This is a genomic window from Streptomyces sp. NPDC088910, from assembly GCF_044749865.1.
GTDB lineage: Bacteria > Actinomycetota > Actinomycetes > Streptomycetales > Streptomycetaceae > Actinacidiphila.
The window spans coordinates 16822-31965 of record NZ_JBIVIV010000001.1 but is presented as its reverse complement, the minus strand read 5'-3'; the positions used below and the strand labels follow the sequence as shown (position 1 = coordinate 31965).

General features: G+C 71.0%; 13 protein-coding genes. 12 read left to right on the top strand and 1 reads right to left on the bottom strand.

The genetic code is table 11. The features are described from left to right. Nucleotides 1–4 precede the first annotated feature (4 nt). From ftsW to ACIP4Z_RS00095, 9 genes are all read left to right on the top strand, one after another. Complete coding sequence (ftsW, locus tag ACIP4Z_RS00135; protein WP_355334118.1) at nt 5–1288, top strand: putative lipid II flippase FtsW; 1284 nt, start codon at nt 5–7, stop codon at nt 1286–1288. 6 nt (nt 1289–1294) lie between these two features. Next, nucleotides 1295–2386, top strand: coding sequence for an undecaprenyldiphospho-muramoylpentapeptide beta-N-acetylglucosaminyltransferase (gene murG, locus ACIP4Z_RS00130; RefSeq protein ID WP_355334117.1), 1092 nt, complete (start codon nt 1295–1297; stop codon nt 2384–2386). 119 nt (nt 2387–2505) lie between these two features. Continuing rightward, nucleotides 2506–3297: an FtsQ-type POTRA domain-containing protein gene (locus ACIP4Z_RS00125; RefSeq protein ID WP_391159762.1), complete on the top strand. Its 792-nt coding sequence runs from the start codon at nt 2506–2508 to the stop codon at nt 3295–3297. A gap of 250 nt (nt 3298–3547) precedes the next feature. Beyond that, nucleotides 3548–4768, top strand: coding sequence for a cell division protein FtsZ (ftsZ, locus tag ACIP4Z_RS00120; RefSeq protein ID WP_401303754.1), 1221 nt, complete (start codon nt 3548–3550; stop codon nt 4766–4768). Beyond that, entirely contained in the window at nt 4765–5526 is a 762-nt protein-coding gene (gene pgeF / locus ACIP4Z_RS00115) for a peptidoglycan editing factor PgeF (RefSeq protein ID WP_391043968.1), read from the top strand. Before ftsZ ends, pgeF begins: the two co-directional genes overlap by 4 nt. Then, complete coding sequence (locus ACIP4Z_RS00110; protein ID WP_401303751.1) at nt 5523–6275, top strand: YggS family pyridoxal phosphate-dependent enzyme; 753 nt, start codon at nt 5523–5525, stop codon at nt 6273–6275. Before pgeF ends, ACIP4Z_RS00110 begins: the two co-directional genes overlap by 4 nt. A 93-nt stretch (nt 6276–6368) precedes the next feature. Continuing rightward, nucleotides 6369–7007: a cell division protein SepF gene (locus tag ACIP4Z_RS00105; RefSeq protein WP_188282131.1), complete on the top strand. Its 639-nt coding sequence runs from the start codon at nt 6369–6371 to the stop codon at nt 7005–7007. A 63-nt stretch (nt 7008–7070) separates the two neighbouring features. Continuing rightward, nucleotides 7071–7358, top strand: coding sequence for a YggT family protein (locus ACIP4Z_RS00100; RefSeq protein WP_355334104.1), 288 nt, complete (start codon nt 7071–7073; stop codon nt 7356–7358). Nucleotides 7359–7404: 46 nt separating this feature from the next. Continuing rightward, entirely contained in the window at nt 7405–8577 is a 1173-nt protein-coding gene (locus ACIP4Z_RS00095; RefSeq protein WP_355334102.1) for a DivIVA domain-containing protein, read from the top strand. 125 nt (nt 8578–8702) lie between these two features. Here ACIP4Z_RS00095 and ileS read toward each other — a convergent pair whose 3' ends face one another. Continuing rightward, complete coding sequence (gene ileS / locus ACIP4Z_RS00090) at nt 8703–11870, bottom strand: isoleucine--tRNA ligase (protein ID WP_401303746.1); 3168 nt, start codon at nt 11868–11870, stop codon at nt 8703–8705. 582 nt (nt 11871–12452) lie between these two features. Between ileS and ACIP4Z_RS00085 the strand changes: the two genes are divergently transcribed. The 3 genes from ACIP4Z_RS00085 (at nt 12453) to ACIP4Z_RS00075 (ending at nt 15095) form a co-directional block, all read left to right on the top strand. Then, complete coding sequence (locus ACIP4Z_RS00085) at nt 12453–13310, top strand: TraR/DksA family transcriptional regulator (protein WP_401303743.1); 858 nt, start codon at nt 12453–12455, stop codon at nt 13308–13310. Nucleotides 13311–13414: 104 nt separating this feature from the next. After that, complete coding sequence (gene lspA / locus ACIP4Z_RS00080) at nt 13415–14086, top strand: signal peptidase II (protein WP_401303740.1); 672 nt, start codon at nt 13415–13417, stop codon at nt 14084–14086. A 67-nt stretch (nt 14087–14153) separates the two neighbouring features. Further along, a complete protein-coding gene (locus ACIP4Z_RS00075; RefSeq protein ID WP_355334093.1) occupies nt 14154–15095 on the top strand; it encodes an RluA family pseudouridine synthase in 942 nt (313 codons plus the stop codon). Nucleotides 15096–15144 lie beyond the last annotated feature (49 nt).

Here is a 15144-nt window from a genome sequence, read left to right as displayed (position 1 = left end):
GGGTATGAGCACGTACCCGGCCCGGCAGCGCGGCAGCGCCCTCCGGGGCGCCGCCCGGCTCCCCGAGCGGGTACGCGCCGCCTGGGACCGCCCGCTGACGGCGTACTACGTCATCCTCGGCGCGGCCCTGCTGATCACCGTGCTCGGCCTGGTGATGGTGTACTCCGCCTCGATGATCCAGGCGCTGCGCTACGGCCTGCCGTCCACGTACTACTTCCGCAAGCAGCTCCTCGCGGTCGCCCTCGGCTCCGTGCTGCTCTACGCCGCCGCCCGGATGCCGGTCAGACTGCACCGCGCGCTCGCGTACCCGCTGCTGCTCGGCGCCGTCTTCCTGATGTGCCTGGTCCAGGTCCCCGGAATAGGGCAGACGGTCAACGGCAACACCAACTGGATCTCCATCGGCGGCCCGTTCCAGATCCAGCCCAGCGAATTCGGCAAGCTGGCCCTGGTGATGTGGGGCGCCGACCTGCTCGCCCGCAAGGGCGACCGGAATCTGCTGATCCAGTGGAAGCACCTGCTGGTGCCGCTCGTGCCCGTGACGTTCCTGCTGCTCGGACTGATCATGCTCGGCGGCGACATGGGCACCACGATGATCCTCACCGCGATCCTCTTCGGCATGCTCTGGCTCGCGGGCGCCCCCACCAGGCTCTTCGCGGGCGTGCTGTCCGGCGCGGCGGCGCTGGCGGCCCTGGCCATCATCACCAGCCCCAACCGGATGGGCCGGCTGCACTGCATCGCCGCCACCGACCCCGGCACCAACGACCAGTGCTGGCAGGCCGTGCACGGGATCTACGCCCTCGCCTCCGGTGGCTGGTTCGGGTCGGGACTCGGGGCGAGTGTGGAAAAATGGGGTGAACTCCCGGAGCCGCACACCGACTTCATCTTCGCCGTAACCGGGGAGGAATTGGGTCTGGCGGGGACGCTGTCGGTACTCGCCCTCTTCGCGGCACTAGGCTACGCGGGTATCCGCGTGGCCGGTCGTACGGAGGACCCCTTCGTCAGGTTCGCAGCGGGTGGCGTGACCACCTGGATCACGGCCCAGGCCGTGATCAACATCGGTGCGGTGCTCGGCCTGCTGCCGATCGCCGGAGTCCCGCTCCCGCTGTTCTCCTACGGAGGTTCAGCCATCCTGCCGACCATGTTCGCGATCGGGCTGCTCATCTCCTTCGCGAGAAACGAGCCCGGAGCGCGAGCGGCCCTGGCCATGCGGGGGCGTAGTGCTTTCAGCGGGGCAATGACACGGACGATGCGGCGGTACGTCACCAGGCGGCCGTCCGGAGAGCGGTGAATTTCGGTGCATGTCGTACTCGCCGGCGGGGGGACCGCCGGCCACATCGAGCCTGCGCTCGCGCTCGCCGATGCCCTGCGCAGGCAGGACCCGACCGTGGGCATCACGGCCCTCGGCACCGAGAAGGGCCTGGAGACCAGGCTGGTGCCGGAACGCGGTTATGAACTGGCGCTCATCCCGGCCGTCCCGCTGCCGCGCCGCCCCACCCCGGAACTGATCACCGTCCCCGGACGGCTGCGCGGCACCATCAAGGCCGCCGAGCAGATCCTGGAACGCACCAAGGCGGACTGCGTGGTCGGCTTCGGCGGCTACGTGGCGCTGCCCGGCTACCTGGCCGCCAAGCGGCTCGGCGTGCCGATCGTCGTGCACGAGGCCAACGCGCGGCCGGGCCTGGCCAACAAGATCGGGTCGCGGTACGCGCACGCGGTCGCCGTCTCCACCCCCGACAGCAAGCTGCGCGACGCCCGCTACATCGGCATCCCGCTGCGCCGCACCATCGCCACCCTCGACCGGGCCGCCGCCCGCCCCGAGGCCCGGCACGCGTTCGGCCTCGACCAGAACCTGCCCACCCTGCTGGTCTCCGGCGGCTCCCAGGGCGCCCGGCGGCTCAACGAGGTGATCGCCACCGTCGCGCCGCGGCTCCAGCAGTCCGGCGTGCAGATCCTGCACGCGGTCGGCCCCAAGAACGAACTCCCGCGGTCCGACAACATGCCCGGCATGCCGCCGTACCGCCCGGTGCCCTACGTCGACCGGATGGATCTCGCCTACGCCGCCGCCGACATGATGCTCTGCCGTGCCGGTGCCATGACCGTCGCCGAACTGTCCGCGGTCGGACTGCCCGCCGCCTACGTGCCGCTGCCCATCGGCAACGGCGAACAGCGGCTCAACGCCCAGCCGCTGGTGAAGGCCGGCGGCGGGCTGCTGGTCGACGACGCCGAACTCACCCCCGACTGGGTGCTGGGACACGTGCTGCCCGTCCTGACGGACCCGCACCGCCTGTACGACATGTCGCGCGCGGCAGCCGAGTTCGGCCGCCGCGACGCGGACGACCTGCTGGTCGCCATGGTGTACGAGGCGGTGGCCGCGGGCCGCCGCTGACGGTGGCCGCCGCGCCGAGGGCGTGTCCCGCGGCGCGGCGGACCGGGCCTGGCACGATAGGGCCCGCGGGGCGCGGACGCGCTCCGCATCCGTCGACGCGGGGAGGCCGGGTGACCGGGGTGACCGGGACGCAAGCGAAGCCGGTCGGCGCCGACCGGGACGGGGCGGCGCCCGGCGCCGGACGGCGCCCGCGCCCCCGGCTGACCCTCCCCAGCCGCCGGACGGCGATCATCACACTGGTCGTCCTCACCGTCCTCGTCGCGGGCGGCACCTGGGCCGTCTACGGCTCCTCCTGGTTCCGCGCCACGCGCGTGACCGTCACGGGCAACGACGTGCTGACGCCGCAGCAGATCGAGCGCGCCGCGGGCGTACCGCTGGGCGGCGCGCTGGCCTCCGTGGACACCGGCGCGGTCCGCAGGCGGCTGCTCACCGCGCTGCCGCGGATCGACCATGTGGACGTGGAACGGTCGTGGCCGCACACGGTCCGGGTGAAAGTGACCGAACGAACGGCCTCCGCCGTACTGAAAAGCGGCGACAAGTTCACCGAAGTGGACCCGGGCGGTGTGCGATTCGCGACGGTCGACACCGCGCCGCGCGGCGTACCGCTCGTGCAATTGACGCCGGATCAGTCGCCGAGCCTTCGGCATTTCGGAACAAAGAGCCTGCTGCGGGCCGCCATTGCGGTCGCCGCCGATCTTCCGGAATCGCTGCACGGCCAGGCGACCGCGATCCGGGTCCGTTCCTACGACAACATCACCGTCGAACTCTCGCGCGGACGCAGCGTGATGTGGGGGAGCGCGGAACAGGGCGCGCGGAAGGCCGCGGTGCTCAATGCGCTCCTGAAGGTCCAGCCACACGCCTCCCACTACGACGTGAGTGCCCCCAGCGCCCCTGCGGCGTCAGGGAGTTGACGCCCCTTATGGCATTATTCGACCCCTGGCCCACCAGCCGGTGACGTGATCACATAGGGTCAAAAGAAAAACGGTAGGTTCGGCGTGTTCGTTGAACCACTACCGCTTGTCGACTTAGTGTCTCGTCCCAAGGAACACATGGGACATGCATACTGGTAACCCTAAACCTCACGGTTAGGGTTCGGAACGGCATCGGCGAGCGTACCGACCGTCCCACAAGATACGTAACTCGAGGCGAGAGGCCTTCGACGTGGCAGCACCGCAGAACTACCTCGCAGTCATCAAGGTCGTCGGCATCGGCGGCGGTGGCGTCAACGCCATCAACCGGATGATCGAGGTCGGTCTCAAGGGCGTCGAGTTCATCGCGATCAACACCGATGCGCAGGCCCTCCTGATGAGCGACGCCGACGTCAAGCTCGACGTCGGCCGTGAACTGACCCGGGGCCTCGGCGCCGGGGCCAACCCCGACGTGGGCCGCAAGGCCGCCGAGGACCACCGCGAGGAGATCGAAGAGGTGCTCAAGGGCGCCGACATGGTCTTCGTCACCGCGGGTGAGGGCGGCGGCACCGGCACCGGCGGCGCACCCGTCGTCGCCAACATCGCCCGCTCGCTCGGCGCCCTGACCATCGGGGTCGTCACCCGCCCCTTCACCTTCGAGGGCCGCCGCCGCGCCAACCAGGCGGAGGACGGCATCGCGGGGCTGCGGGAGAACGTCGACACCCTGATCGTCATCCCCAACGACCGTCTGCTGTCCATCTCGGACCGCCAGGTCAGCGTGCTCGACGCCTTCCGCTCGGCCGACCAGGTCCTGCTCTCCGGCGTGCAGGGCATCACCGACCTGATCACCACCCCCGGCCTGATCAACCTCGACTTCGCCGACGTGAAGTCCGTGATGTCCGAGGCGGGTTCGGCCCTCATGGGCATCGGCTCCGCGCGCGGTGACGACCGTGCGGTCGCCGCCGCCGAGATGGCGATCTCCTCGCCGCTGCTCGAAGCCTCCATCGACGGCGCCCGCGGGGTGCTGCTCTCCATCTCCGGCGGCTCCGACCTCGGCCTGTTCGAGATCAACGAGGCGGCCCAACTCGTCAGCGAGGCGGCCCACCCCGAGGCCAACATCATCTTCGGCGCGGTCATCGACGACGCGCTCGGCGACGAGGTGCGGGTCACCGTGATCGCCGCCGGGTTCGACGGCGGCCAGCCGCCCACCAAGAGCAGTGCCAAGGCGCTCGACGGATACCGCGACACGACCCCCGTCTCCGGCGCGCGGATCGCCAGCCAGCCCGAACCCGCCCGCCCGGCGACCTCGTACACCGGCCTCGGCAGTGTCCCGGTCGCCTCGTCGGACCGCGACAGCGACAACGAGCCCGTCGCGGAGGCGCCGACCCCGGTCCCGCCCCCGCACGTGCCGCCGGCCCGTCCCTACCAGGACACCGCGGCCGAAGAGCTCGACGTACCCGACTTCTTGAAGTGATAGGGCACCGCCAGACAGCGAGCGGCGCGCACTTCGCCTTCACCGACCGGTGGGGCGGGGTGAGCGCCGTTCCGCACGACAGCCTCAACCTCGGCGGCGCGGTGGGGGACGACCCCGCCGCCGTACGCGCCAACCGCGAGCGCGCCGCGGCCGATCTCGGCCGCGACCCCGACCGGGTGGTGTGGATGAACCAGGTGCACGGCCGCGAGGTCGCCGTCGTGGACGCCCCGTGGGGCGACCGGCCGGTCCCGGCCGTCGACGCGCTCGTCACCACCCGCGCCGACCTCACGCTCGCCGTACTCACCGCCGACTGCGTGCCCGTACTGCTCGCCGACCCGGTGGCCGGTGTCGTGGCCGCCGCGCACGCGGGACGGCCGGGACTGGTCGCGGGTGTGGTGCCCGCCGCCGTCGAGGCGATGACGGTGCGGGGGGCCGACCCCGCGCGGATCACCGCGCTGCTCGGCCCCGCCGTGTGCGGAAAGTGCTATGAAGTGCCCGCCGCGATGCGGGACGAGGTCGCCCGGGCGGTGCCGGAGGCGTACGCCGAGACGAGCTGGGGCACTCCGGCGGTCGACGTGGCTTCGGGGGTGCGCGCCCAACTCGCGCGCGCCGGAGTGAACCTCGGGCCGAGCGCCGGATCATCCGACGGGCCGGGCGCGGGTGTGTGCACCCTGGAGTCCGCCGATCACTTCTCCTACCGCCGCGACGGTGTCACCGGTCGACTGGCGGGCTATGTCTGGCTGGACGGCGCCGCGTGACCGAGCATCAGACCGACCCCGAGGCCGAGGACGGCGCCAGGCGCGCGGAACTCGCCGCGAATCTGGACCGTGTCGAGAAGCGGATCACCGCCGCCTGCGAGGCGGCCGGGCGGGACCGCGCGGACGTGACCCTGATCGTGGTCACCAAGACCTACCCGGCGAGCGACGTCCGGCTGCTGGCCGGCCTCGGCGTCCGGCATGTGGCGGAGAACCGCGACCAGGACGCCGCGCCCAAGGCGGCGGCGTGCGCCGATCTTCCGCTTACTTGGCATTTTGTGGGGCAGTTGCAGACCAACAAGGCTCGTTCAGTGGTCCGTTACTCTGATCATGTGCACTCGGTCGACCGGCTCCGGCTGGCCGGCGCGCTGTCGACCGCGGCGACCGCCGCGGAAAAGCGGCTCGGGTGCCTCGTTCAGGTCGCCCTGGACGCGGAGTCGGGCGCTCAGGGAGAGCGCGGCGGGGTGGCACCCGACGCGGTCGCCGCGCTCGCCGACGCGATCGCGGCGGCACCGGGGCTGCGTCTCGACGGCCTGATGACCGTCGCGCCGCTGGCCGGGGCATACGCGGGCCAACCCCGCGCCGCCTTCGATCGGTTGATGGAAATCTCATCCGGCCTGCGCGAGACCCATCCGGCTGCGACCATGGTCTCGGCAGGGATGAGCCAGGACCTCGACGAAGCCGTTGCGGCCGGAGCGACACATGTACGCGTCGGTACGGCGGTACTCGGAGTCCGTCCCGGGCTCGGGTAACGTCACCAACAAGTCGGACCACAGCATAAATATGGTGTGGCGGCCGTCCGAGCGGCGGCCGAGGACCGCAACCCCGCTGAGAGGACGCAGAGCATGGCCGGCGCGATGCGCAAGATGGCGGTCTACCTCGGCCTCGTGGAGGACGACGGATACGACGGGCCGGGATTTGACCCCGACGACGAGTTCGAGCCCGAGATGGCCGCTCCGCCCGCAGCACGGGCCAGCGCCGACCCCGAGCGTGCCCCTCGCCGTCAGCAGCAGGTCAGCCAGCACGTACCGCAGCACGTACCACAGAGCCAGCACCAGTCGTCGCAGGACGAACCGGCGCGTCTCGTACACGCCCCGGCGCCCCGTGAACCGCGGATCGCCCCCGTGGCGTCCATCACACCCGAACGTCACAGCCTGGAGAAGAACGCACCGGTGATCATGCCCAAGGTCGTGTCAGAGCGAGAGCCGTACCGGATCACGACACTGCACCCCCGGACCTACAACGAAGCCCGTACCATCGGGGAACACTTCCGCGAGGGAACGCCGGTGATCATGAATCTGACGGAGATGGACGACACGGACGCGAAGCGTCTTGTCGACTTCGCCGCCGGCCTGGTCTTCGGTCTTCACGGAAGCATCGAGCGGGTGACGCAGAAGGTGTTCCTCCTGTCGCCTGCTAACGTCGATGTCACGGCGGAGGACAAAGCCCGGATCGCCGAGGGCGGGTTCTTCAACCAGAGCTGAACGAGACGCAACCGCAGGGACCCGGCCACCGGGCCGAAGACGAGCAGGGGAGAGGGAAGCGCGATGAGTGTCGCACTCCAGGTGCTGTACATCGCGCTGTACTGCTTCCTGTTTGTGCTGATCTTCCGATTGGTGATGGATTACGTCTTCCAGTTCGCCCGTTCATGGCACCCTGGGAAGGCGATGGTGGTGGTCCTGGAGGGCACCTACACTGTCACCGATCCGCCACTCAAGCTCTTGCGGCGGTTCATCCCGCCGCTACGTCTCGGGGGCGTGGCGCTCGACCTGTCCTTCTTCGTATTGATGATCATCGTGTACATCCTGATCTCCGTCGTGGGGAACTTGATGTGAACGGTGCGGGCTCCCGATATGTCGACGATCACGTTGAGGTGAAGAGATGCCGCTGACCCCCGAGGACGTTCGGAACAAGCAGTTCACGACCGTCCGCCTCCGAGAGGGCTATGACGAGGATGAGGTCGACGCCTTCCTCGACGAGGTGGAGGCGGAGCTGACTCGATTGCTCCGCGAAAACGAGGACTTGCGCGCCAAACTGGCCGCGGCCACCCGTGCCGCCGCCCAGAACCAGCAACAGGGCATGCGCAAGCCCGAACAGCAGGACCGGCCGGTGCCCGCTGCCATATCCGGTCCGCAGCCGGTGCCGCAGCAGCAGATGGGTCCGCCGCAGCAGCAGGGCGGTATGCCGCAGTTGCCGCCCGGCCCCAGCGCCCAGCAGCAGCACGGGCCCGGCCCGATGCAGCAGCAGATGGGGCACCCCATGCAGCAGCAGGGGCCTGGTCCGATGGGCCAGCACCCGATGCAGCAGCAGGGACCCGGCCCCATGGGCCAGCACCCGATGCAGCAGCAACAACAGCAGCAGCACCACCCGATGCAGCAGCAGGGACCCGGTGGCGACAGCGCCGCCCGCGTGCTCTCGCTCGCGCAGCAGACGGCGGACCAGGCCATCGCGGAAGCGCGTTCCGAGGCCAACAAGATCGTCGGCGAGGCCCGCAGCCGCGCCGAGGGCCTGGAGCGGGACGCCCGCGCCAAGGCGGACGCTCTTGAGCGGGACGCCCAGGAGAAGCACCGCGTCGCGATGGGCTCCCTGGAGTCCGCCCGCGCCACGTTGGAGCGCAAGGTCGAGGACCTGCGCGGCTTCGAGCGCGAGTACCGCACGCGTCTGAAGTCCTACCTGGAGTCCCAGCTCCGTCAGCTCGAGAACCAGGCCGACGACTCGCTGGCTCCGCCGCGTACCACCCCCGCGGCTCCCTCCCTCCCGGCCGCGTCCACCATGGGCGGCTCGATGGGCGGATCCATGGGCAACGGCGGTATGGGCAACGGCATGGCACCGGCCGGCGCGGGCGCCGGTATGGGACACGCGGGCTCCGCGCCGTCCTACGGCGGCCAGGGCATGGGCGGCGGTCACACCCCCGGCCCGACGTACGGCGGCCAGCAGCAGATGTCTCCTGCCATGACCCAGCCGATGGCACCGGTACGGCCGCAGGCGCCGCAGCCGATGCAGCAGGCGCCGACGCCGATGCGCGGTTTCCTGATCGACGAGGACGACAACTGACCTAGCGGTCGGCTGGACCCGCACCACACAGGGCCGGGCCCCCGGGGAATCCTTTTTCCCCGCGGGGCCCGGCCCTGTTCTGTGCGACGACCACCGTGCGTAGGGGACTTCGCCCCCTACGCGGCTCAGCTCTTGCGCAGGTGGAAGGTCAGGGCCAGGGACTCGTCCGTGAACGCCGGGCCGAAGGAGGCATCGGCCGACGCGTCGGTGAAGCTGTCCGCCAGGACCTCCTCGGAGATGAGCGGGGCGTGGGCGGACAGGGCCGTCGAGACGTCGGGCTCGGCCGTGGCCCAGCGGACGTGGATCCGGTCGGCCACGTCGAAGCCGGAGGTCTTGCGGGCCTCCTGGATCAGCCGGATGGCGTCGCGGGCGAGCCCGGCCAGGCGGAGTTCGGGAGTGATCTCCAGGTCGAGCGCGACCGTGGCGCCGGAGTCTGAGGCGACCGACCACCCTTCGCGCGGGGTCTCGGTGATGATGACCTCTTCAGGAGCGAGCGCGACCTCCTCGCCGTCCACGACCACCGAGGCCGTACCGCCGTCGCGCAGCGCCGCCGACAGGGCCGCCGCGTCGGCGGCGGCGACCGCGGCCGCCACGGCCTGGACGCCCTTGCCGAAACGCTTGCCCAGCGCGCGGAAGTTGGCCTTGGCCGTGGTGTCGACCAGCGACCCGCCGACCTCGGACAGCGACGCCAGGGAGCTGACGTTCAACTCCTCGGTGATCTGCGCCCGCAGCTCGGCCGAGAGCCCCTCGAAGCCCGCGGCGGCGACCAGCGCGCGCGACAGCGGCTGACGCGTCTTGACACCGGACTCCGCGCGCGTGGCACGGCCCAGCTCGACCAGCCGCCGTACGAGCAGCATCCGCTCCGACAGGGCCGGGTCGACGTGCCGCTCGTCCACGACGGGCCAGGACGAGAGGTGGACCGAGTCGGGGGCACCGGGGACCACCGGCACCACCAGATCCTGCCAGACCCGTTCGGTGATGAACGGCACCAGCGGGGCCATCAGCCGCGTCACGGTCTCCACCACGTCGTGCAGGGTGCGCAGCGCGGCCGGGTCGCCCTGCCAGAAGCGGCGCCGCGAACGGCGCACGTACCAGTTCGACAGGTCGTCCACGAAGGCCGACAGCAGCTTGCCCGCGCGCTGGGTGTCGTACGACTCCAGCGCGTCGGTCACCTCGCGCACCAGCACGTTCCGCTCGCCGACCAGCCAGCGGTCGAGCAGCGGGCGGTCCTCGACGGCCGGGTCGGCCGCCGAGGGGGCCCAGCCGGACGTACGGGCGTACAGCGCCTGGAAGGCGACCGTGTTCCAGTACGTGAGCAGCGTCTTGCGGACGACCTCCTGGATCGTGCCGTGGCCGACCCGGCGGGCCGCCCACGGGGAGCCGCCGGCCGCCATGAACCAGCGCACCGCGTCGGCGCCGTGCTGGTCCATGAGCGGGATCGGCTGGAGGATGTTGCCCAGGTGCTTGGACATCTTGCGGCCGTCCTCGGCGAGGATGTGGCCGAGGCAGACCACGTTCTCGTAACTCGACCTGTCGAAGACGAGCGTGCCGATGGCCATCAGCGTGTAGAACCAGCCGCGGGTCTGGTCGATCGCCTCCGCGATGAACTGCGCCGGGTACGTGCGCTCGAAGACCTCCTTGTTGTGGAACGGGTAGCCCCACTGCGCGAACGGCATCGAACCCGAGTCGTACCAGGCGTCGATCACCTCGGGGACGCGGGTCGCGGTGCCGCCGCAGGACGGGCAGCCGAAGGTGACCGCGTCGATGTACGGGCGGTGCGGGTCGAGCCCGGACTGGTCGGTGCCGGTCAGTTCGCCGAGTTCGGCCAGCGAGCCGACACAGGTCAGATGGCCGTCCTCGCAGCGCCAGATCGGCAGCGGCGTACCCCAGTAGCGGTTGCGCGACAGCGCCCAGTCGACGTTGTTCTTCAGCCAGTCGCCGAAGCGGCCGTGCTTGACGGAGTCCGGGTGCCAGTTGGTCTTCTCGTTCTCCCGCAGCAGGGCGTCCTTGACCGCGGTGGTCCTGATGTACCAGGACGGCTGCGCGTAGTAGAGCAGCGCGGTGTGGCAGCGCCAGCAGTGCGGGTAGCTGTGCTCGTACGGCAGGTGCCGGAACAGCCGTCCCGAAGCCTGGAGTTCGGCGACCAGCGCCTCGTCGGCCTTCTTGAAGAAGACCCCGCCGACCAGGGGCACGTCCGGCTCGAAGGTGCCGTCGCGGCGCACCGGGTTGACCACCGGAAGGCCGTACGCGCGGCAGGTCTTGAGGTCGTCCTCACCGAAGGCGGGGGACTGGTGGACCAGGCCCGTGCCGTCCTCGGTGGTGACGTACTCGGCGTTCACCACATAGTGCGCGTCCGGGATCTCGACGAAGTCGAACGGCCGCTGATACGTCCAGCGTTCCATCTCGCGGCCGGTGAAGGACTGCCCGGTCGCCGTCCAGCCCTCGCCCAGCGCCTTGCCGAGCAGCGGCTCGGCGACGACCAGCTTCTCGGTGCCGTCGGTGGCGACGACGTACGTCACGTCGGGGTGCGCGGCGACGGCGGTGTTGGAGACCAGCGTCCAGGGCGTGGTCGTCCACACCAGCAGCGCGGCCTCGCCCGCCAGCGGGCCGCCGGTCAGCGGGAAGCGGACGAAGACCGACGGGTCGACGACCGTCTCGTAGCCCTGGGCCAGTTCGTGGTCGGACAGGCCGGTCTGGTCCTTCGGGCACCAGGGCGCCACCCGGTAGTCCTGGACCAGCAGGCCCTTGTCGAAGATCTGCTTGAGCGACCACCACACGGACTGGACGTACTCCGGGTCCATCGTCCGGTAGGCGTTGTCGAGGTCGACCCAGTAGCCCATGCGCGTGGTCAGGTCGGTGAAGGCGTCGGTGTACCGGGTCACCGACTCGCGGCACTTCGCGTTGAACTCCGCGACGCCGTAGTCCTCGATGTCCTGCTTGGTGGTGAAGCCCAGTTCCTTCTCCACCGCCAGCTCGACCGGCAGCCCGTGGCAGTCCCAGCCGGCCTTGCGGGTCACGTGGTGGCCCTGCATGGTCTTGAAGCGCGGGAAGACGTCCTTGAAGACGCGGGCCTCGATGTGGTGGGCGCCGGGCATGCCGTTGGCGGTCGGCGGGCCCTCGTAGAAGACCCAGTCGGGCAGTCCGCGGCTCTGCTCGACGGAACGGGCGAAGGTCTTCCGCTCGCTCCAGAGGTCGAGCACCTCGTGTTCGAGGGCGGGCAGGTCGACCTGGGCGGGCACCGGCCGGTACTGCGGCGGCTGCGGCTGTCCCTGCGCGGTCTGGTGGTCGCTCATCGGTGGTTTCCTCCGGCGGACACTGGTGCGTACTCCGTCGAAGGGACGAGAGCGAGCGCTCCCGCGGTACCACCCTCCTTGGCGGTGGAGGCGCCCCGCACACGGGGAACCCACCGCCCCCTCATTGGGGCAGCGACGCCGGTTCTACTCGCCCGGGGGCCTTGAGGGGCCTCCCGCGGGCTTTCTTCCGGCGGCTCCGGGGTGATCTTCGCACCGCGCACACCCCCGGGCTTCCACCGTCCCCGGGTCGCTCATGGCTGCGTGCGGCGCTACTCGTCCCATCCACGCCTTTCGCTGCGCTCAGTGTACGGCGCTGGGAGCGGCCCGGCCGAACGGTTTACCGGGGCCGCCCACTGACCCGAATGGCCTGCTCCGCGCGCCCCGACGGCGACTGTCACGGATCGTTACCGCCAGGTACCGGAATACCTGGCGGTGAGCTGGGCACAACGGATGCAGACCTGCCCGCCCTCCGGGGCGGACCGGTCGGCCAGGCAGCGCGCCCCGTTGCCGCGGGTCCGGAGCCGATTTACCGTTTCCGGCACGATTCGCGAACAAGATCACGGATGTGAAGGGGTCGCGGCCATGGTCGTGAAGAAAAGGGGACGGCCTGCGGCCGGCTCCGACCATCCCGGTGTGACCGGGGCGTCCGTGGCGCCTGCCCGCGGGCCCGCGGCGGCGAGGAAGTCCGTGCGTACGGTCACGGTCGCCATCGATGCGGAGGAGGGCGACGCGGCCGAGGAGGCACCGCGGAAGAAGGCGGCTGCCAAGAAGGCCCCGGCCAAGAAGGCAGCCAAGAAGACGGCGGCGAAGAAGGCAGCGGCGAAGAAGACGGCAGCCAGGGAAACGGCTCCGGCAGGGAAGGCCGCCGCCGCGAAGGCGCCGGCGAAGAAGACGGCCGCGAAGAAGGCGGCGGCCGAAAAGGCGGCGACGGGCCGTACGGCGAAGAAGACGGGAGCCGGCAAGGTGGCAGCGAAGAAGACCGCGGCGGGTACGGCCGCGACCACGGGGGCCGCGTCCGCGGTGCCCGCCGCCCGCACCGCGGGCCCCGGCGGCCTGGCCGTCCTCCCCGGTGAGGACCCGTGGACGCCGGAAGAGGTCGAGGAGGCCCGCGCCGAGCTGCTGGGCGAGGTCCAGCGGCTCACGGAGGGCATCAGCTCCTCGGAGGCGGCCGTGGCGGGCCTGCTGCGCGACTCGGGCGACGGCGCGGGTGACGACGAGGCCGACACCGGCACCAAGAACATCACCCGCGAGTACGAGATGGCGCTGGCCGCCAACACCCGCGAGATGCTGGCGCAGACCAGGCACGCCCTGGAACGGCTGGACGAGGGCACGTACGGCCTCTGCGAGTCCTGCGGCAATCCGATCGGCAAGGCCCGCATGCAGGCGTTCCCGCGGGCCACGCTGTGCCTGGACTGCAAGCAGAAGCAGGAGCGGCGCTGAGGGCTCCGCCCGCGGACGGCCCCGGTCGTACGGGTGTGCCGTACCCTCGTCATCAGTCAGGATTCGGCCTGGCGGGCACGGAGCACAAAGGCTGAGGGACTCACGTGACGGAAGCGGAGCGCACCATCACCACGCCGGAGGAGACGCCGGACGCGACGCCTGACGGCGGGACGGGCGTCGAGGAGTCGGGCGTCGCCGAGCCGTCGGAGCAGGCCGCTCCGGCGGCGGACGGGACGGAAGGGCCGGCGCGGGGCGACGAGCCCGCCGGGCCGCAGGCCGTCTCGCGGCGGCGGCGCCGGATCGTCACCCTGATCGGGGTGGCGGCGCTGGCGTACCTCCTCGACCTGCTCTCCAAGATCTGGGTGGTCACCAGCCTGGAGAACCACGAGCCGGTCAACGTCTTCGGCCACTACCTGCGGCTGGACGCGATCCGCAACGCCGGGGCGGCCTTCGGCATGGGGCAGGGCATGACGATCGTCTTCACGATGATCGCGGCCGGTGTCATCGTGGTGATCGCCCGGCTCTCCCGCCGTCTGCACAGCCTGCCGTGGGCCGTCGCGCTCGGCCTGCTCCTCGGCGGCGCCTTCGGCAACCTCACCGACCGCGTCTTCCGCGCTCCCGGCGGCTTCCAGGGCCGGGTGGTGGACTTCATCGCGCCCGAGCACTTCGCCGTCTTCAACCTCGCCGACTCCGCCATCTGCTGCGGCGGCGCCCTGATCGTCCTGCTCTCCTTCCGCGGCGTCGACCCGGACGGCACCGTCCACCGCGAGGACTGACTCCCGCCGGAGGTGCCCGGTCCCGCGCTGGTACGGCCGGGGGCGGCGGGTCCGGCATACTCGTGTGGTGAGTACCGTTCCGGAAATCCGTTCCCTGCCCGTGCCCGACGGCCTCGAGGGCGAGCGTGTCGACGCCGCCATCGCCCGGATGTTCGGCTTCTCGCGGACGAAGGCCGCGGAGCTGGCGGCGGCGGGCAAGGTGTCGATCGACGGGTCGGCCGCGGGGAAGTCCGAGCGGGTGCACGGCGGGGCGTGGCTGGAGGTCGAGATGCCCGAGGCCGCCGCCCCGGTGCGGATCGTCGCGGAGCCGGTCGAGGGCATGGAGATCGTCCACGACGACGAGGACATCGTCGTCGTCCTCAAGCCGGTCGGCGTCGCCGCCCACCCGAGCCCCGGCTGGACCGGCACCACCGTGATCGGCGGCCTCGCCGCCGCCGGATACCGGATCTCCACCTCGGGGGCCGCCGAGCGCCAGGGCATCGTGCACCGGCTCGACGTCGGCACCTCTGGCCTGATGGTGGTCGCCAAGTCCGAGCGGGCCTACACCCTGCTCAAGGCGCAGTTCAGGGACCGTGTCGTGGACAAGCGCTACCACGCTCTGGTGCAGGGCCACCCGGACCCGATGAGCGGCACGATCGACGCGCCGATCGGCCGTCACCCCCACCACGACTACAAGTGGGCGGTCGTCGCCGACGGCAAGGCGTCCGTGACGCACTACGACCTCATCGAGGCGTTCCGCTCCGCCAGCCTGCTGGACATCAAGCTGGAGACCGGCCGCACCCACCAGATCCGGGTGCACATGTCCGCGCACCGCCACCCCTGCGTCGGCGACATCACCTACGGCGCCGACCCGACGCTCGCCAAGCGCCTGGGCCTGACCCGGCAGTGGCTGCACGCCAAGCAGTTGGGCTTCGAACACCCCTCGGACGGGCGCTGGGTGGAGTTCAGCAGCGAGTACCCGGACGACCTCCGGCACGCGCTCGACGTGATCCGCGCCGACAGCGAGTAGCCGTATCGGGGCCGGTGAAAGGCACGGCGGGGCGGCCGCGGGTCCGGCG

Bases quoted from the DNA above. Each gene is read 5' to 3' on its own strand.
- ileS (WP_401303746.1), bottom strand. From the start codon at position 11,870: ATGAGCGACCACCAGACCGCGCAGGGACAGCCGCAGCCGCCGCAGTAC.
- ACIP4Z_RS00095 (WP_355334102.1), top strand. From the start codon at position 7,405: ATGCCGCTGACCCCCGAGGACGTTCGGAACAAGCAGTTCACGACCGTC.
- ACIP4Z_RS00100 (WP_355334104.1), top strand. From the start codon at position 7,071: ATGAGTGTCGCACTCCAGGTGCTGTACATCGCGCTGTACTGCTTCCTG.
- ftsW (WP_355334118.1), top strand. From the start codon at position 5: ATGAGCACGTACCCGGCCCGGCAGCGCGGCAGCGCCCTCCGGGGCGCC.
- ACIP4Z_RS00105 (WP_188282131.1), top strand. From the start codon at position 6,369: ATGGCCGGCGCGATGCGCAAGATGGCGGTCTACCTCGGCCTCGTGGAG.
- ACIP4Z_RS00085 (WP_401303743.1), top strand. From the start codon at position 12,453: ATGGTCGTGAAGAAAAGGGGACGGCCTGCGGCCGGCTCCGACCATCCC.